This is a genomic window from Ruminiclostridium sufflavum DSM 19573 (assembly GCF_003208175.1).
In the GTDB taxonomy this organism is placed as follows: Bacteria; Bacillota; Clostridia; order Acetivibrionales; family DSM-1351; genus Ruminiclostridium; species Ruminiclostridium sufflavum.
Genome location: NZ_QKMR01000022.1, coordinates 59,471 through 78,343 on the forward strand (window position 1 = coordinate 59,471; position 18,873 = coordinate 78,343).

The 18,873-nt window shown below is 38.5% G+C and carries 14 protein-coding genes; 4 read left to right on the forward strand and 10 right to left on the reverse strand.

What is annotated here, in order from left to right; all coding sequences use genetic code 11:
- Positions 1-125: 125 nt before the first annotated feature.
- The 3 genes from LY28_RS15575 to LY28_RS15585 all read right to left on the reverse strand — a co-directional run bounded on the left by LY28_RS15575 (position 126) and on the right by LY28_RS15585 (position 3,639).
- Entirely contained in the window at positions 126-1,715 is a 1,590-nt protein-coding gene (locus LY28_RS15575) for an extracellular solute-binding protein (RefSeq protein ID WP_110463105.1), read from the reverse strand.
- A gap of 70 nt (positions 1,716-1,785) precedes the next feature.
- The gene (locus LY28_RS15580; RefSeq protein WP_110463106.1) at positions 1,786-2,658 is read right to left on the reverse strand and encodes a carbohydrate ABC transporter permease; all 873 of its coding nucleotides are present in this window, start codon (positions 2,656-2,658) and stop codon (positions 1,786-1,788) included.
- Between the two features lie 18 nt (positions 2,659-2,676).
- On the reverse strand, positions 2,677-3,639 hold the full coding sequence (locus LY28_RS15585) for an ABC transporter permease (protein ID WP_110463107.1): 963 nt from the start codon (positions 3,637-3,639) through the stop codon (positions 2,677-2,679).
- Positions 3,640-4,031: 392 nt separating this feature from the next.
- Here LY28_RS15585 and LY28_RS15590 point away from each other — a divergent pair, with 392 nt between their 5' ends.
- The 4 genes from LY28_RS15590 (at position 4,032) to LY28_RS15605 (ending at position 8,941) form a co-directional block, all read left to right on the forward strand.
- Positions 4,032-6,332, forward strand: a complete 2,301-nt coding sequence (locus LY28_RS15590; protein ID WP_110463108.1) for a helix-turn-helix domain-containing protein — start codon at positions 4,032-4,034, stop codon at positions 6,330-6,332.
- Positions 6,333-6,385: 53 nt separating this feature from the next.
- Positions 6,386-7,534, forward strand: a complete 1,149-nt coding sequence (locus LY28_RS15595) for a YibE/F family protein (RefSeq protein ID WP_110463109.1) — start codon at positions 6,386-6,388, stop codon at positions 7,532-7,534.
- The gene (locus LY28_RS15600; RefSeq protein WP_110463110.1) at positions 7,531-8,301 is read left to right on the forward strand and encodes a YibE/F family protein; all 771 of its coding nucleotides are present in this window, start codon (positions 7,531-7,533) and stop codon (positions 8,299-8,301) included. Before LY28_RS15595 ends, LY28_RS15600 begins: the two co-directional genes overlap by 4 nt.
- A gap of 166 nt (positions 8,302-8,467) precedes the next feature.
- Complete coding sequence (locus LY28_RS15605; RefSeq protein WP_110463111.1) at positions 8,468-8,941, forward strand: metal-dependent transcriptional regulator; 474 nt, start codon at positions 8,468-8,470, stop codon at positions 8,939-8,941.
- A gap of 140 nt (positions 8,942-9,081) precedes the next feature.
- On the opposite strand, the gene LY28_RS15610 is transcribed toward LY28_RS15605, so the two are convergent.
- The 7 genes from LY28_RS15610 to uxaC all read right to left on the reverse strand — a co-directional run bounded on the left by LY28_RS15610 (position 9,082) and on the right by uxaC (position 18,607).
- Entirely contained in the window at positions 9,082-11,172 is a 2,091-nt protein-coding gene (locus tag LY28_RS15610; protein ID WP_110463112.1) for an alpha-glucuronidase family glycosyl hydrolase, read from the reverse strand.
- 22 nt (positions 11,173-11,194) lie between these two features.
- Positions 11,195-12,262, reverse strand: a complete 1,068-nt coding sequence (gene uxuA / locus LY28_RS15615; RefSeq protein WP_110463122.1) for a mannonate dehydratase — start codon at positions 12,260-12,262, stop codon at positions 11,195-11,197.
- A gap of 26 nt (positions 12,263-12,288) precedes the next feature.
- Positions 12,289-13,905, reverse strand: coding sequence for a mannitol dehydrogenase family protein (locus LY28_RS15620; protein WP_110463113.1), 1,617 nt, complete (start codon positions 13,903-13,905; stop codon positions 12,289-12,291).
- Between the two features lie 31 nt (positions 13,906-13,936).
- Positions 13,937-15,028, reverse strand: coding sequence for an SGNH/GDSL hydrolase family protein (locus LY28_RS15625; RefSeq protein ID WP_110463114.1), 1,092 nt, complete (start codon positions 15,026-15,028; stop codon positions 13,937-13,939).
- A 100-nt stretch (positions 15,029-15,128) separates the two neighbouring features.
- On the reverse strand, positions 15,129-16,151 hold the full coding sequence (locus tag LY28_RS15630) for a sugar kinase (RefSeq protein ID WP_110463115.1): 1,023 nt from the start codon (positions 16,149-16,151) through the stop codon (positions 15,129-15,131).
- A 16-nt stretch (positions 16,152-16,167) separates the two neighbouring features.
- Positions 16,168-17,139 (reverse strand): bifunctional 4-hydroxy-2-oxoglutarate aldolase/2-dehydro-3-deoxy-phosphogluconate aldolase, encoded by a 972-nt coding sequence (locus LY28_RS15635; RefSeq protein WP_110463116.1) that lies wholly within the window; start codon positions 17,137-17,139, stop codon positions 16,168-16,170.
- Between the two features lie 76 nt (positions 17,140-17,215).
- Positions 17,216-18,607 carry a glucuronate isomerase gene (gene uxaC / locus LY28_RS15640; RefSeq protein WP_110463117.1) on the reverse strand — a complete coding sequence of 464 codons (1,392 nt, stop codon included), beginning with the start codon at positions 18,605-18,607 and terminating at the stop codon, positions 17,216-17,218.
- Positions 18,608-18,873: the final 266 nt, after the last annotated feature.

An 18,873-nucleotide genomic window follows, 5' to 3' on the forward strand; every position in this document is an offset into this window, starting at 1 on the left:
AAAGCTTATCATTCCGGCCTCGTCAATAAACGAAAGCTCCCTAAAACACTAATGTATCGAATACATTTGCATCTTAGGGAGCCTTCATATTAAGTGTATTGGGAGTTACTCTATTTTAATTCAGCTTATTTCTTTGAATTTAATACCTTGGCCTTCTCATCAACTATTTCCTGTCCGCCTGATTTCATATAATCTGCTACGAGCGAGTCGTAGGTCTTATCAAAATCTGCCGCTTTACAAGTAATAGCTTTAACAAATATTTCAACATCCTTGTCAGCCAATGTTTTAGAGTATTTAGCCTGAGATTCTATAACTGTGTCATAATGCGGAATATAGTTTGCATCTACCAAGGAAATCTCGTAAGCTCTCTGGAAACGGTCTTCAAAGCCGGGATATCCGTAAGAAGCTGATTTTATGTTCTTATCCTGATCACCAAACTCCTTGCCGTTTACGATAATTGATAAGTCAACATAATTAGCTTTCTTATCATCAGTTAACTGGTCATTTGTTAAGAAGTTTAACGGAATGCCATCCTTTTCATCAGTGTACTGGTCACCCTTAACGCCGTTTTGCAAGAACTTGAGTACCTCGGGATCTGACATCCATTCAAGGTATTTAACAGCTTCAACTGCATGCTTGCTTGATTTTGGAACTATTATATACAATCCGTTTGGATTATATTTCATTTTTGGATGTTTTCCCTCATAGTTTGTGAATGGGTCACACTCTACAAAATCGGAACCGGGAACATTCTTCTGAAGCTCTGTTAATAAGCCCGGTGTAGTTCTTAATGGGAAATCATATGAATTTATAATGAAGCCTACCCTACCCTGTGAAGCATCCTTTTCCAGCTGCTTACCATCTTTGTCCAAAGTAAACTGCGGATTTATGATGCCTTCGGAATACAACTTATTCATATATCTCATACCTTCTCTAAAGCCCGGAACTACCCAGTTTGGCAATGTCATTCTTTGCTCTTCGGTAATCTGAGTCTTAAAGGATTCCAATAACATGGAAGATGTCCAGTTAATATTGTTAGGGTCAGCCCAGATAGCAAAAGGTATGTTTTTGTCACCCAATCCGCCCGGATCCTTTTCTTTGAAAGCCTTCATAGCTGTGTACCACTCTTCTGTGGTCTTTGGTATGGAAAGTCCTACTTTGTCCAGCCAATCCTTACGTATGTATGCTGCGAAACAGCCTTCGATAACTCTCTTCGCGGGAACTGCTAATTGAACGCCGTCAAACTTACCATAGCTGAGCAAAGTATCGCCAAGATATGCTTTCAGGTTAGGAGCATTTTCATCCAATATCTTTCCTAAATCTGTAAGACCGCCGCTCTTTACATAGTTGTATATTACACCGTCATTGTAAGTAAAGCAGATATCAGGAGCCTGATTTGCAGCCATTAGTACATTCAGCTTCTCAACTTCCTGAGTTCTGAGGATAGGAACAAATTTCATAGTAATGTTGTTAGGTGTTCCGAATTTTTCCTGAATCCATTTTGTTTGAAAGTTATTGTCTGCTTGATAGCCGGGTGTCGCCCTGTCAAAAATTTCAACTGTCAGTTCCACAGGATCAGCTGTCTTTCCCGTTCCAGCCGCTGAACTTCCGCTTGCGTTTGTTTGGTCTGATGAACCGCCGCATCCGGCCAATGTTGTCAGCCCGACAGAAAGTAAAAGTGCACAACTGGCAATTCTAAGTCTTGCATTTTTCATTGAAATCTCCTCCATAAATTCTATTTTATATAAGTCCTTGTCAATTATGCCAAGGATATTATAACACGTATTACCCTTTTACAGAACCTACCATAATTCCTGTAACAAAATACTTTTGAAGCCACGGATATACAAGCAGAATAGGCACTGTCGCAAATATAACACAGGCTGCTTCCAGACTCTCCGGAAGTACATTCTGGGACATATTTCCTTCACCTATGGAAGCATCAATCCCCTGACTGTTTACAATAATCTGATACAGCTTCAATTGCAAAGGATACAGCTTTGTATCGTTTATATAAAATAATGCATCCATAAAGCTGTTCCATTTACCCACGGCATAGAAAAGGCTTAATGTCGCAAGTACCGGCTTTGAAAGCGGCAGTACAATCCTGAAAAGCACTCCAATATCATTACATCCGTCAAGTATGGCGGATTCCTCAAGACTCTCAGGCAATGATGTAAAAAATGATTTCAAAACTATCAGGTTATATGCACTTATTGCCCCCGGTAAAACCAAGCTCCACATTTTATCCAAAAGATTCAGATTTTTTATAAGTATGTAATCCGGTATAAGTCCTCCGCTGAAATACATCGTAAAGATAATCATTAATAAAATTATATTTCTTCCCTTCAGCCTTTTCTTTGTCAGAGGATACGCCGCACATATTGTCAATATCATACCCACCAAGGTATATACAATTGTTAGAAACACTGTGAATATAAGGGACCTTATCATAGACGCATCTTTAAATATTGCTTTATACGACTCAAAGGTGGTTTCAACCGGCAGTAAATAAACCTTTGATGCCAAAATTGCAGAATTTGAGCTCAAGGATGTAGCAAAAACATTTACCAGCGGCAGCAAGCATAAAAGAGCTGCTATAACAGTTATTATAATCACAAAGAAATCAAAAATTCTGTTGCTGATCTTGTATCCCATAAAATGCCCTCCTTTCTTTTACCAAATGCCCTCTTCACCGCATTTATTTGTAATATAATTAGTAACTGTAAGGAATACCAAGCCTACAAGTGACTGAAACAGTCCCACAGCCGTAGCCAAATTATATCTCGAAGACTGCAAGCCGACTCTGTATACATATGTACTGATAACATCAGAGAAATCCTTTACTGAGGCATTGCCTAAAATAAACGGTCGGTCGAAGCTTATCATGGAAATTCTCCCTATGTTTAATATAAACAGGATTATGATAGTGCCTCTTATACAAGGCAAAGTTATATTCCATATTTTTCTCAGTCTGCCTGCTCCGTCAACCTCCGCGGCCTCATACAGCTCTGAATTTATTCCGGCAATAGCCGCAAGATATATTATCATTCCCCATCCTGCACTCTGCCATATTCCGACTCCGGTATATGTAGCCACCCAATACCAATTCTCTGTTAAAAACGGAATTGACTGCATTCCTAAAGCTTTCATCACATTATCAATTAAACCGAAGTTAGGTGCAAAGATTTGAAGCACCATACCTCCAATAATTACCCATGACAGGAAATGAGGAAGGTACAGCATTGTCTGCGAAACCCTTTTAAACCATTTTGATCTTAACTCATTAATAATAATGGCAAGAATAATAGGTGCCGGAAATCCTAATACTAAGTCAAGTCCGTTAAGTAAAAAGGTGTTTCTCAAAGCCCTCCAAAAATCATCACTTCTGAAAACCTCCTTAAAGGCATCAAATCCAATCCACGGACTGGCAAATACTCCTTCGAATATATTGTATTCTTTAAAGGCAATTACTACTCCGTACATCGGTGCATATTTAAATAAAACAAAATATGTTACAGGTAACAGTAAAAGAAGATATAAAAATTTATCTCTTTTAAAATAAAACATAAATCCCTTTTTTTTAGGTTTGGGAATATAGGCTTTGTTCTTAGCTACAGCAACATCAGCTCTATCCATATAATTTTTACCTCCTCTGCTTGCAATTCTTTGTGCGTGAATAATTCCGGCAGTATATATGAGCTCTATATCCGTGTTTATGCCTACATTCTATCACCGTAAAATCTTTCTTCAAGAATGACATTTTCTAGCAAATCTCATTTTTACTCATTATTTCATTGTATTATTTTCCAAAAAGCTGTTAAAATGGTTATATAGGTATGTAATAATTAATTGTGATACCTATAATCAATATTAAATATTTTACAAGGGTCAATTACTGTTTTAAACCATCGCGCGACAGAATACCGGGTTTCAAAAAGGCTTTAGCCTCGTACTGAAGCTGATAGTGTAATTGACTTTATTATTTCATGTATACTATAATTTAAGAGATAATAAAGGCGGGGTTTTAAATGAAAAATCGTTCACTGATTGTAACGCAATTTATTGTATTTTCACTATTAATAATAATACCTTTAATTTGTATAACATCTATTTCAAATTACACTATAATGAAATATTCCGAAGCAGAAATAAGCAAGTCCGGTACAGGAGAATTAAAGGTTGCACAAAGCATTACAGATCTGATATCCCAAACCATAAGCAATGATATTTTGAATTTATCTATGAATCAAAAATTAAACAGCCTGTACGGCATTGACAATATACATTCTGTGCTGAAAAGCAGCGATGACAACCTAATGCTTATTCAGCTTCTCGAAACACTGTCAAACATTGTTGAAACCAACAGCCTTTATTCGTCAATATACATATATCTGGATAATTCCAACTATATAATCACCAGTAACGGCGTATACCTGAAAGAGGATTTCCAGGATAAGGGCTGGCTTAACCAATATTTAAGGTACAAGAATTTACAGGAGCCAATCTCATGGATTAATCCACGTCCATCAGACACTAACGGAGACAGGAAAACATATGTCATGTCATATATCTTCCCGCTGACGCCTTATACCACAAAGCTCAGAGGCTCCATAGCAATTAATGTATATGAGAACTCCTTGTGTGAGCATATAAACAGCAATACTTCTAATTCCAATGATAATATCAGCATAATCAATACAAACGGCGAAGTAATATCCCATGTGGATAAAGCTCTGATATCAGCTAATATATCGGACAAACCGTATGTCTCCAAAATATTAGGAAGTTCAAAAAACGAAGGATATTTTATTCAGAAGGTTGATAATACAAAATGCCTTGTAACCTATCTCAAGACAGGCAACAGCGGGTGGATTTATGTTGGTGTCTTTTCACTTGATTCTCTTTATAATAAAGTCAACTCAATGAAAGCAACAATTATTTATATATCAATGGCTTTACTGATATTGGGCATCTGTTTATCGTATTTGATATCACGTAAAATTTATAATCCGGTGAAAAAACTGGCACAGCAAATTAAAAGCATTAAAAACATTGATTGCGGCAATGAAAATGAGGTTACTATTTTGTCAAGAACCTTTGATGCAATGATAAAGGAAGAAGACAAGCTGTTCAGGACCATTGAGAAGAGCAGGAAAAATTTACGGGAGAATTACATATTGAGCTTGCTGAGAGGCATTCCGGAATCCGAAAACGAATACGCTGATAATGCAAAAGTTTTCCCCTATATAAATTTTATTTGCTGCATAATAACTATAGATAAATACAAGGATTTTATAGAAAACTTTTCTTACGAGAATCAATACTATTTAAAAACCGCCATTTTAAATTTATCTGAGGAGGTCTTGGCTGTTCCCTTTGCCTGTCACGGCATTGTCATGGATGGGAATAAAATAGTTCTGATTGTTAATTCTGACGATAATATTTCCAGTGAATATTCATCCTTATGCGAATATTTCCACACAATTCAAAAAGAAGCCGCAAAAGTAATAGAAACAACCATAACTGTCTGTCTGGGTAATATGTATGATGATATCCAAAAAATCAGGAACTCCTATCATGAAGCACAAACCTTATTAAAGCATAAGTTTATTTCAGGATATGAAAAAATTATTATTTATGAGCAGGAGTACACTAACCACAGCAGCAAATACTTTTACCCCTTTACGCTGGAAAAGCAGATACTTAACAATGTTGATGTAGGTTCAAAGGAGGCTCTGTTAGTCTCTGTAAATGACTTCATTGATGAAGTAAAAAACAATAAGGACCTGACATATGATAATATCATGCTTATTTTAAACCAGCTGCTGGGAAGCACCATAAAATACCTCCTAAATCTGAATATCAGTGTAAGCAAAATATTCGGAAGCGACTTCAATATTTACAGCAAGCTGGCAGAAAATGAAACTCTCGATGAAACAGGTCTATTTCTGGCTAATATATTTCTTCAGATTATTGAATACCGTGAAAAAATAAAGTTTGACGACAAATCTCATATTGTAAAAATCATGGAATACATTCATGATAACTACAAGCAGGATATTGCCATCAATACGCTTGCAGATCACGTTGGGTTAAGCTATTCCCATGTAAGGAAAATATTTAATGATGCAACCGGAGAAAATATTGTAAACTATATAAATAATATGAGGATTGAAGAGGCTCAGCGTCTGCTGCGTCAAACCAGCATGAGCATCAATGATATTGCTCTCGGCTTGGGATATAACAACAAACAAAGCTTTAACAGATTTTTCAAAAAATATGTAAGCATTAACCCCGGAGAATACCGTAACATTAAGTCCAACTTATAATTTATTTACATACACTTTCGGTATAAAAAACAAAAGACTGGTGATAAATTAAAATGATAAAAATACAGCTGTCAGGCTTATATAAGCACTTAAAAAATAATAAGGGTAAATTTATTGCTGTTTTTATATTATTTGTATTTTCCATCTGCTGCCTTTATTTTATAGCAGCCAACGATAGCCTATACTCAAAAACTATCGCTGAAATTATATCAGTAACCCAAACCAATGATAAACAGGCACAGGATATTTATGGCAACACTGAAGAGATCTGCACGCAGCATATAAGTGCCGTTATATTAAACGGAAACCATAAGGACGAAGTTATATATATGACAAACAACATCTCTGAATCACAAGTTTTTGACACAAAATATGATATAAAGGACAAGGTTTTTATCACCTATCATGAAAATTCCCAAAAAGCTATTATATCCGCAAGTATACTGGATTTGAAGCGCGATAAATATATGGCCTACATACTTGCTGTATTTCTTTTTCTCATTATATTGGTAGGAGGCAAAAAAGGCCTCAGAGCCTTGGCAAGTGTGGCAATTAATATATTTATAGCCTTTTGTCTTATAAAGCTCTATATCTTCAGAGTTAATGTCTTTCTAATTATAACCTTATCATGTTTGATATTTATCGTATTTTCAATTTTACTTGTAAACGGGAGGAACCAAAAAAGCTATGCGGCAATTTTAGGAACCCTTGCAGGAACATTTTTTTCACTGGCTGTTACCCTGATTGTAATCTATGCCACGAATGGAGCCGGCATGCATTACGAGGAAATGGATTTCCTGCCTTATGACTCCAGACAGCTTTTCGCTGTTGAAGTTATCATAGGTACCTTGGGCGGAATAATGGACATTGCAATTACTATTTCTGCCGCCGTTAAAGAACTGTCGGATAAAAGTCCTGACATAGACAAAAAATCACTTATAAAATCCGGTAAGGAAATAGGGAAAGATATAATGGGTTCAATGGCAAATACTCTTATTTTTGCATATATCAGCGGAAGCATACCTATGATAATTATCTGGTTGAAAAACGGATATTCTGTTTCAACTGTTATAAACTTCAATCTGTCCCTTGAAATAATACGTGCCCTCACAGGAAGCATAGGAATAGTAATAAGCATCCCCATAACTATTTATATCTCTGTATTTTTAATTTGCGGTAACAGGACAGGAGCCAAAGCATGAGTATAATATTTGTATTACTGGTAGTCTTATTGTGTTTAATGGCAATGATAGGAGAAAACAGGGGTGTAAAATCTTTTTTTATACTGCTGATGAACTTCTGCAGCTTCTTTATAATGCTGAAGGCTGTGGCTTTTGGCATCGACCCTATAAAAGCAACCATTCTAGAATGTATAATAATAAGCTCGATAACATTATTTTTTATCAATGGCTTCAATAGAAAAAGTGCTGCCGCATTCATATCTGTATTAATTGTAGTAATTATTTGTATTTTATTTGCCTATAAAACAGGTACAGGTGCAAAATTGCAGGGATTCAGCAATGAGAATCCCGGCAGTGCAGCATATCTTTCATATTACGTACATGTTAATTTTTCAAAATTAGTTACTTGCGAGATACTGATTGGTCTTTTAGGCGGTATTATAGATGTTGCCATTTCAATATCCTCAGCTATGAATGAGGTTTTCGTCAACACATTTACCATAAGCAAAAGGGACTTATTCAGGTCAGGCCTGAACATAGGAAGAGATATATTAGGAGCAATGACAAACACTCTGCTTTTTGCATATTTAAGCGGATTTATGCCTCTGCTAATCTGGCTCAATATGGCGGAATACTCCTTTGCAGACCTTATAAACTCAAAGCTGTTCTGTCCCGAGGTTTTTCAAATAATATGCAGCGGAATCGGCATTGTACTTATAATACCTGTGACAGCTGCTATCACAACCAGTATTTTATTATTCAATATTCATACTATAAATAAAGCATAGCCGCTCATTAACTGCTTCCCCTCCCCGGCTGAACTCTGTCTTAAACCTTTCCCCTTCTAAAATATATTTCCTGTAATAACATTGGTAAAAATAGAATCCCAGAATCAAGCATATAAATTAAATAACAGAAAAAATATTTGCAGCAACTAAAAGGAGGCTAAAGCAAATGGATAGGAACAAAGACTTTCATACCGTTCGGGGATATCAGCTTTTGGATCAGAATAACAGATTGCTGACTTCTGCTATGGAAGATTACCTTGAAATGATTTACAGAAAAAATCTTACGGAAAAATATATGAGAATCAACCTGCTGTCAGAAATGCTTAACGTTAAGCCGTCTTCAGCCACAAAAATGGTTCAGAAGCTATCCCTGCTGGGATTCGTAAAATATGAAAAATACGGAATTATTTTTTTGACTGAAAAAGGAAAAGAATTGGGGGAATTCCTGCTTAACAGGCATAATATAATTCAAAGATTCTTAGAAACAATAGGCATCAACGAGGACTTGCTGGTGGAAACCGAGCTGATTGAACATAATATCAGTTCAAATACACTGGCAAATATAAAATTATTAAATGAGTTTTTCGAGAAAACACCGGATATAATCAAATTATTCGAAGAATTTAAAAAAAAATTTTAGCAAAGCCAAAAACACAAACCCCTCAAGGTTTGGATGCGCCCATTTTGCCTTGATTGATTTGTGTTTTTGAAAATTATAGAAAAAGTATATTATGATAATCAAACCAGAATTAGCTTCTGCATTGACTATATAACCGGAAATCAATAAATTTTTCTGCCCTGCTCATCATCTATTCCTGTCTTTCTGAAAAAATATGTATTAATCACATCTCTCCATTCCTTTGAATACTCAATTTGTCCTTCCAATCTGCCTTTAACATGGTTAAACAGCTCTTCCCCGACCATTCCCTTAAGACTGAGCCACTTATTTTTCAAATCAATGGCTTGCTCAACTCCTTTAAAATGGGAATTATAAATATATTGTATCAAAGTTTCACCCGATTTCAATTTATAATTATACGGAATATGGTGAAAAAATAATAGTAATTCTTCCGGACAAGTCCCGGCATCCTGATACCCTTCCTCAACTTCCTTATTGTATTGTCCTGCGTAGCCGGTTCCGGAAGCTGATGTCCTGTCAACGCCTATCCCTCTCAGGTCGGCTCTGTGATAGGTTCCCCATTTATCATATTCATATCCGTCTACATTCGGTCCGAAATGATGATTTGGATTGACCATCCAGCCAATTCCAAGAGGTGATGTATAGCTCTCATATATCTTCCATGAGCTCAGCAGCATCTCCGAAATAATATTAACGACCTCAGAATTATTTGAATAGGTTCTTCTGACCCATTCCTCCGTTATCTGTTCCGAAGTCAGGTCAGGATTCCATGCAAGGCGGCCAAAGCCGTACAAATTAGCCTGCGCCAATTGAAAGCCTGTCCAGTTCGCCTCGTCTCCAATATTTGCAACACCTGCAATTCCACTATACTTATTTTCAAAAACGGAACCGTTTACAATCCTTTTAACAAATGTATTTTTTCCTTTAGCATAAGTATCAAAGTCAAGTATCTCCTTCCACATTGGCACAAGCCAGCACAAATGCTTCTGCTGACCGGTATATTCCTGAGTTATCTGGAATTCCATTACCTGATTTGTTTCCCTGAGACCTCCAAATAATGTTGATACCGGCTCCCTAACCTGAAAATCCATAGGACCGTTCTTAATCTGGAGCAGCACATTCTCGTCAAACTTACCATCCAAGGGCATAAAATTGTCATAAGCTGCTTTAGCCCTGTCTACACTATAATCTCTCCAGTCTTGCATACAATTGTATACGAAACATCTCCAAATTACAATACCACTGTGGCCTTTTAATGCCTTCGCCAGCATATTTGCCCCATCCGCATGGTTACGGTTGTACGTAAACGGACCCGGTCTGTTTTCAGAATCCGCCTTTACAAGAAATCCTCCAAAATCAGGAATATAGCTGTATATCTCTTCAATCTTTTTCTTCCACCATTCTCTCACACCTTCATCCAACGGGTCAGCTGTGGGAAGGCCCCCCAGTTCCATGGGGCTGGCAAAATTAATGCTCAGATACAGCCTGATACCGTATTCCCTGAACAAATCAGCAAGCCTTGCAACATCGGGCAAATAGGCACTTGTTATTAGCCTTGTTTCAAATTTAAGCACATTTACATTATTTATAACTGTACCGTTTATTCCCATTGAAGCCAGAAGCCTTGCGTAGTCTCTTATTCTGTCCGATTTTCTTATTACCTTATTATTGTTGAAAAAAATTGATTTCCCCGCATATCCTCTTTCAATGCTTCCGTCAAGATTGTCCCAGTGATTAAGGATTCTCAGCTGATTAGCAGGCTTTTCAATTCCAAATATATTTTCCAAATTATTTTGTGTCTGTATTGCCCTGATAAAGCTAAAAACTCCGTAAAGCAATCCCTTTTCTGTCTTTCCGGCAATAATCAGGATACTTTCTTCATCAGTCTCCGCCAATTTTATAATAAAACCTTCCTCACCTGTTTCTTCTTTCTCCTCTGTTTCTAGCAAAGCATCCAGCGTGTCATTCTCAGAAAAGGTTCCTATTGACAGATAAGCTTTCATTACCGGCTCAACTGAAATTATCGGATTAATGTCAAGCAATCCATGTATGCCGTTTTTAAGCTCATCAAGCGCAGTATTTATGACATCAGAATCTTCAGACCTTATAATATTTTTGCACCATTTAACATATTCTTTTATTAACCGGGAATTATCAAGCTTATGGTATCCAAGCCAGCAATTATACCCCAATGCATCATATTTACTACTATTGGCACCTATTCTGCTCATTTATAATCCTCCGACTATTTTATTATTTCTTATTGATTGCTTCCCACAATCCATTTAAGTATGCAATTCCCAATGCCCTGTCATATAACCCATAACCGGGTCTTGCCTTTTCTCCCCATATCATTCTTCCGTGATCAGGACGGATATATCCTTCAAAGCCTATATCGTGGTATGCCTTCATAATTTCAAACATATCAAAAGCCCCGTCAGAGGAAAGATGTGATGCTTCGTGGAATTTCCCTTCAGCTTCAAACCTCAGGTTCCTCACATGCCCGAAGTGAAGCCTGCCCATTGCTCCAAAATGCCTGATAAGCTCAGGTATATTATTTTGTGGATTCGAACCCAATGAACCGCTGCATAGAGTTAACCCGTTATACGGACTGTCAACAAGCTTAACAAGCCTGTCCAGATTTTCCTTGCAGGTGACTATCCTAGGCAGTCCGAAAAGTGGCCATGGCGGATCATCAGGATGAATTGCCATTTTAATATCAGCTTCCTCACATACCGGAATTATATTTTCGAGAAAATACTTTAAATTTTCAAACAACTTATCTTCATCTACACTTTTATATTTTTCCAGCGTGTCCTTTAATTCCTTCAGCCTGTATGGCTCCCAGCCCGGAAGTGCAAACCCGTTTGAATTGGCGGCCATATCCTCCACCATTTTTACCGGTTCCAGCTTCTGAACTATGCTGTTATCGTATGCCATAGCCTCAGAGCCATCCTCCAGCTTCATTGCAAGGTCAGTCCTGAGCCAGTCAAATACAGGCATAAAATTATAGCATATTACCTTGATCCCAATTTCCCCCAAATTGCGTATCGACTCCCTGTAGCTTTCAATATATTTATCTCTGGCCGGCAGTCCCAGCTTAATATCTTCATGGATATTTACGCTTTCTATTACTTCCAGCTCCAAGCCCGCTTTTTCAACTGTATCCTTTAAGTTTTTCACCTTATCCAAAGGCCATGCCTCACCAACGGGAACATCGTACAATGCTCCTACTATTCCTGGCTTACCCGGTATCTGCCTGATTTGCTCCAGTGTCACACTATCATCCTTTTCGCCAAACCACCTGAATGTCATTTTCAACAAGCATCATCTCCTCTGCCGCAATATTAACAGTGTATATACTTTTCCAAGACTGCCTTAACCGCATATTTCCCCTCGATCATTTCCTTAAACATTCCCTCGATTTTATCTCCCAGTCCTATTTCATAAAGATTGGAGCCAAAAATTCTTTCATTTGACAATATTGGTTTCAGCATATACCCCTCAGGCTGAATACTTCCAAGTTCTATCCCTTTTACATATTCTCTGAGCTCCTCCAGCATCGGATCAGGACTTAGTTCCATTATATTTCCGCAATCATCCACACCCATCAGATACCTGCACCATGCCGCAATTGTCAAAGGAATATATGTCAGACCCCTTACATCCAATCTGGGATTACTGCAATAGGTCTTTATAGTTTCTCCGAAGCGAACCGGAATCTTTTGTGATGTATCACATGCAATTCTCTGTGGTGTATCCGGTATATAAGGATTTGGAAGCCTTTCCTCGATAACCTCCTTAATGAAGGCAGCCGGCTGCAGTATTCCCGGATTGACAACTACCGGCATCCCCTCATCATATCCTATTCTCTCCACAAGCCTTTTAAGATATGGATTTTTCATTTCATCTGCTATAAGCTTATATCCAAGCAGATTCCCGAATACCGCCAAAGCGGTGTGCAATGGATTCAGACAGGTTGTAACCTTCATTCTTTCAACCCTCTCGACAGTTTCCCTATCTGTGAAAATTACACCTGCCTCTTCAAGCTTCATACGTCCATTCGGAAAATGATCTTCAATAACAAGATACTGCGGTTTTTCCGCATTAACAAATTGTGATATAAATGTATTTTTACTTGTCCGCACTATTTTGATATCCTCTATGCCAAGCTTGGAAACAGCATTACAAACAGCTTCCGAAGGTCTCGGCGTAATTTTGTCAATCATGGTGCAGGGAAAAGAGACCTTTGACGGATTGCTAAGATAAGCCATAAATTTTTTATCTGCAAAGCCTTTCTCAATCCAGCCTTTAGCTATTGAAAGCATGGATTTTTGAAGAATCTCTCCATTATGGGAGCAGTTGTCCATACTTACCATTGCAATGGGAAGCCCCCCGCAAAAAAATCTTTCTAGCAAAAGCGAGCAAACCTTGGCTATAAGATTTTTAGGCTCTTTAGGGCCATTTTCAATATCATTTTTGACATCCGGAAGACAGTCACCTGACATTCCGGTCAAAGAATACCCTTTTTCTGTGACAGTAAAGCTTGCCATTTGCAAGGACGGCTTACAGAATACTTCCTTCAGCCGTTCCCAGTCCTGCTCTCTTGAGGTATCTCCCGCCAGTCCTTCCGATATACTTGCAATCACTTTATTATAAAGGCTTCCATCTGCATTCATATGCACCAGAAGGCTTAAATTATCAAAGGGTTTGTATATTCTGTCTATGATTTCAAAATCATAGGCTTCCACGGCAATTATTCCGGTATCTGCCTCGCCCGAGTCCAGCAGCTTTTGCTGCAAAGCAGCGATAAAGCCCCTGAAAATATTACCTGCTCCAAAATGCACCCATGTAGGGTTCTCTCTTGTTGCCGCCACCATCTTTTCAAAATCGAATTTGGGCATCTCAATGCCGGTATGCTGCCACAGCTCTAAGTTTCCTATATCATTTCTGTTTAATCTCATGATATTTTATATCCTCGCATAAAATTTTAATCTATTCAAAAATTTCCGGTGCATCAATAAGAAGCTGCTTATACATTCTCAGATTTCCAAAAGTATTTGGATGAAGCTCGTCTAAAAACAATGCCTTGTCCTGAGTTACACCATCATGGTCAAGGCTTGTCGCATAATCCATTCTTACAACGGCATAATCCTTATTCTGCAAATATTCAGCTATTTGAGGGACAAGCTCTCCTCCCACAGGAGGTACGCATATGACTGGATTTGCACCTTTACTTCTGATTTTTGCAATTATTTTTTCGATATTAGTCTGCCATATCTCTATATCTGTATCATTTGTTCCGATAATTACGACTACATATCTTGGCTTGAACCTTTCCAATTCAAAATTTAATCTATCCAATAAATCTGCACTGTCTCCGCTTCCTCTTCCGCAAATTACACAGCTGCCGTTTATTTTATCACGTACCTTAGCACTGCATCTTTCATGGTATGTGGCTCTGTTATTGTCCATTCCATGACCTTCTGTAATACTGTCTCCAAATATCATAACTCTGCTGTCCTGAGGCGCCTCAGAAATAAATTCAAACCTTTTGACAAGAATATTCCCTTTCAAAAACATTATTCCCGGAGCTCCCCATTGCTTCCCCGCATAGTCTCCGAAAGGATGACTGCTGTTCAGGTAGGTTATTTCATTGCTCTGACCTGTCACTGTATCTGTTATTTTCAATCTGTGAAAGCTTCCGTTTTCTTTTTCATAGCTTATAACATATTCCCTGTTCTCTGAAATTTCAATGGTAATCGGAGAGCTTGCAACAATTTCGGGCAATTCCTCTCCGAGCCACGGCTTGTATAGGCTGAGCTGCCTCTTTCCGCAGTCAATTATACCTATCCCGCCCTGAAGGTGGTATTTTTTAAATAAAGCGAATGAAGACTGTATATCCGCAATCTTTATTCGAGCCCGTATAATATGAGCATCCAGGGTTGAATATATGTCCCAGTATGCAGTTGTATTTATTCCTCCGCATACAGGGCTCTGTAATCCGTTGTTTATAATAAATCCGTTATTTACCCATCCTTCGGGTAAGGTTTTAAAGTATGTACTGCACAAAGAGTATTTCGCCATTTTTTTATATCCTTTTTATATTATTTGCTCAACCTTTCCGGTTAAAATTTATAGAGTATTCAAGCCTATCAATGAAAAACCGGTTTATTTTCTTTTTGAATTATCTCTGTACTCTCCCGGAGGAATCTCCTGCTGCAAGAGCTTTGACCTCAGCTACCGACATCAGGTTAAAATCGCCTTCTATGGTATGCTTCAAGCAGCTTGCCGCAGCTGCAAATTCTATAGAGGCCTGAGGTGTATAGCTGTTCAGCTGAGAATATATCAAGCCTGCTCCAAAGGAATCTCCGCCTCCTACCCTGTCCACGATATGAACATTGTACTTCTTTGAAAAATAGAATTCCTTCCCGTCATACAGCATCGCAGACCAATTGTTGTCACTGGCTGAAATACTTTCTCTCAAGGTAGTGGCTGTCATCTTGAAGCCATACTGCCTTACCAGCTTCTCTGCAACCTCCTTATAGCCTTCATGGTTTATTTTTCCTCCTGCAACATCAGTATTACCCGCCTTTATCCCAAATACCTGTTCAGCGTCCTCTTCATTTGCAATGCATACATCTATATACGGTGTCAGCTTTGTTATAACCTCCTGCGCCTTTTCAGTTGACCACAGGTTTTTTCTGTAATTCAGGTCGAAGCTGACCTTTATCCCTTTTTCCATGGCTTTCTTGCAGGCTTCCAAGCAAATATCCGCAACACCCCCGCCAAGCGCCGGAGTTATTCCTGTAAAATGAAACCACTCCGCATCTTTAAAAATCTTATCCCAGTCAAAGTCCTTGGGCTCAGCTAATGCAATAGAAGAATATGCTCTGTCATATATTACTTTCGAAGGTCTTTGAGACGCACCCTTTTCAAGGTAATATACCCCCAGCCTTGCTCCTCCCCTTACTACATTAGAGGTATCCACCCCATATTTTCTTAATGAATTTACTGCTGCCTGACCTATTTCATTGGTCGGAAGCTTTGTGACAAACCTCGCATCAAGGCCGAAGTTTGAAAGTGAAACTGCCACATTAGCCTCTCCTCCGCCATAAGTCGCCTCAAGGGAATCAGCCTGAACAAATCTTAAATATCCGTTTGGGGCAAGCCTTAACATTAATTCTCCAAAGGTCACAACCGTTTTCATATCTTTTGCCATCTCCTTACTGTACCAGATGTATTGCAAAACCACCCACTTCACTTTCAAGATAAATAGTCTGCAATTTATTATTTAAATCATACTTTGCCGTTGATTGATCAAATTTGTAGCCCTTGCCTGTGATATAATTGACTGCTCTTTCAATATAATTTGTTTTTATGGCGATATGTCCATGCCTGCCCTTATATGGTGTTTTCATAACTTCAATAATGTTCCCTGCGGCATTCCCTGCAAAAATTGACACACCTCCATTGTACAAATCCAGATTTAACAAGCTCGAGAAGCTTGCGGCAACCTTGCCTGCCTGTTCATCCTTTTCACAATTAATACCCACATGCGAAAGCTTGAAGCCAAGAATACTCTCCATTGCCTCTCTTGCCAGAATAGTAATTTTCTCAAAATTACCCTGCTTGATTAAATTTTCAGGCACCATCCAGCTCCCGCCGCATGCTATAACCTTGGAAAAGGAAAGATAGTCATTTACATTGTCCGCAGTTATTCCGCCGGTAGGCATAAACTTCATATTTCCATACGGCCCCGATAAAGCTTTCAGCATTTTAACTCCTCCTGCCGCCTCTGCCGGAAAAAACTTTACCACATCAAGTCCAAGCGCCATTGCCTGCTCAATATCACTTGGATTGGAGCACCCCGGAATAACAGGAATTCCTTTTTGCATACAGTGAGCCACTACCTGTGGATTTAACCCGGGACTTACAACAAATCCGGCTCCTGCCTTAATCGCCCTGTCTGCCTGTTCTGTAGTCAATACAGTTCCCGCCCCCACAAGTACATCAGGCATTTCTTTTGTAATGCGTACAATTGCTTCTTCTGCCTGCTCTGTTCTAAAGGTTATTTCCGCTGCGGGAATTCCGCCGTCACTCAATGCCTTTGCAAGGGGTACTGCTTTTTCTGTATCATTAATTTTCACAACAGGTACTATGCCAATTAATGATATTTTACTTAATATTTCATGCATTTTAATCCCCTCCGATTTATATTAAGTCTGTAATCTCTCTGTTACATCCATATATATGATATTATCGCTGAGCCGGTCAAAGACCCAGATAATTTTGAATGTTTCTGAAGCAAATGCCTTCCACCAATTCCTTCAATATTTCTTCATCCTTGTCAAATTCTCCGTTGTCCACAAGTTCTCCGATAAAGCTGCACAGGATTCTTCTAAAGTAATCATGCCTTACGTATGAAAGGAAACTTCTTGAATCAGTAAGCATTCCCACAAAGTATGCAAGCATCCCTTGATTTGCAATTGAACTCAAATGCTCTCTAATTCCCTCCTTATGGTCATTAAACCACCATGCTGCTCCAAACTGAACCTTTCCGGGGATTCCATCCTCGGTATAGCAATGGCACAAGGAAGAAAGCACAAGATTATCCTTAGAATTAAGTGAATAAAGTATTGTTTTGGGCAAGCCCTCCGACCTGTCCATATCGTCAAGCAGCCTTACCAAGGGCTCCGCTATGCAAAAATCATTCATTATATCAAAGCCGGCATCAGCTCCTGCCTTCATGTGCATAGTCTCATTAACATTTCTCAAGGCTCCTATATGAAGCTGCATTGCCAAGCCTGCCTTTCTGTACTCTGATGCCAAAATTTTCAAAGTACAGCCTTTATATTTTTCTGCTTCTTCATTTGTTAATATTTCACCGCCAAGCCTCTTTGAGAATATCCGTTCAACCTCCGGAGTATCTGCAGCAAAGTATGACATGCTTTCAAGAGAATGATCTGCAAGAACGCAGCCTATTTGCCTGAAGTATTGTATTCTGCTTTTTAAAGCATTTATTATGTCCTCATAGCTTTCAATCTTTACTCCGCTGCTTTCTGACAGCTTTTCTATGTAACCCGTAAAATCTTCCTTTAATATATTAAGGGCTCTGTCCGGTCTGAAGGTCGGAAATACCATAAAGCCATACTTGCCTTCTGTATTCAGCCTTTTGTGATAAGCAAGACTGTCTGCCGGATCATCTGTAGTACATATTAACCTGACATTGAATTTTTCTATCATCTTAACAGGGGACAGCTTAGAGGACTTTATTATACTGCTGCACAAATAAAATATCTCCTCAGCGTTGCTCTCCTTTAAGAATTCATTAATTCCAAAACAGCTTTTAAGCTCCATATTCGCCCAGTGATAAAGCGGACTTCCTGCAAGCCTTTCACAGGTTTTTGCCCACATTTTGAATTTGGTCAATCCATCACTGTTGCCTGTGATGCATTTCTCGGGAATACCCGCATATCTCATAGCCCTCCATTTATAGTGGTCATATCCCAGCCACAAGGAGGCTATGTCCTTAAATTCCTTATCCTCATAAATATCCCTTGCAGAAAGATGGCAATGAAAATCATAAATAGGAGCACCCTTTGCAATTTGGTTATATAACGCCTCGGAGGCTCTGCCCTTAAGCATAAAATAATTATCCAGCAACTTAATACCTCCAGATACCAGTAATAGTCAGAATTAGTTTTTACTGATAAAATTATACTAACATTTTTAATAATCCGATATGCTCTTATTGCTGTTTGACTTGCAAAAATTGCTGTGATAAAAGTCAATTACTATCGGCTAAAAAACCGATTCCATCGGCCGATAGTTTGGATTTATGGGCTTTAGCCTGTTGAGCATAAGGCAAGTTTCTCGGCAGAGAAATGAGCCATGCGAAACAATAAACCACCCGCTATGCGGGTGCGCGA

Coding starts and splice junctions, on each gene's coding strand:
- LY28_RS15575 (WP_110463105.1), bottom strand. CDS start 1,715: ATGAAAAATGCAAGACTTAGAATTGCCAGTTGTGCACTTTTACTTTCT.
- LY28_RS15580 (WP_110463106.1), bottom strand. CDS start 2,658: ATGGGATACAAGATCAGCAACAGAATTTTTGATTTCTTTGTGATTATA.
- LY28_RS15585 (WP_110463107.1), bottom strand. CDS start 3,639: ATGGATAGAGCTGATGTTGCTGTAGCTAAGAACAAAGCCTATATTCCC.
- LY28_RS15590 (WP_110463108.1), top strand. CDS start 4,032: ATGAAAAATCGTTCACTGATTGTAACGCAATTTATTGTATTTTCACTA.
- LY28_RS15595 (WP_110463109.1), top strand. CDS start 6,386: ATGATAAAAATACAGCTGTCAGGCTTATATAAGCACTTAAAAAATAAT.
- LY28_RS15600 (WP_110463110.1), top strand. CDS start 7,531: ATGAGTATAATATTTGTATTACTGGTAGTCTTATTGTGTTTAATGGCA.
- LY28_RS15605 (WP_110463111.1), top strand. CDS start 8,468: ATGGATAGGAACAAAGACTTTCATACCGTTCGGGGATATCAGCTTTTG.
- LY28_RS15610 (WP_110463112.1), bottom strand. CDS start 11,172: ATGAGCAGAATAGGTGCCAATAGTAGTAAATATGATGCATTGGGGTAT.
- LY28_RS15620 (WP_110463113.1), bottom strand. CDS start 13,905: ATGAGATTAAACAGAAATGATATAGGAAACTTAGAGCTGTGGCAGCAT.
- LY28_RS15625 (WP_110463114.1), bottom strand. CDS start 15,028: ATGGCGAAATACTCTTTGTGCAGTACATACTTTAAAACCTTACCCGAA.
- LY28_RS15630 (WP_110463115.1), bottom strand. CDS start 16,151: ATGAAAACGGTTGTGACCTTTGGAGAATTAATGTTAAGGCTTGCCCCA.
- LY28_RS15635 (WP_110463116.1), bottom strand. CDS start 17,139: ATGCATGAAATATTAAGTAAAATATCATTAATTGGCATAGTACCTGTT.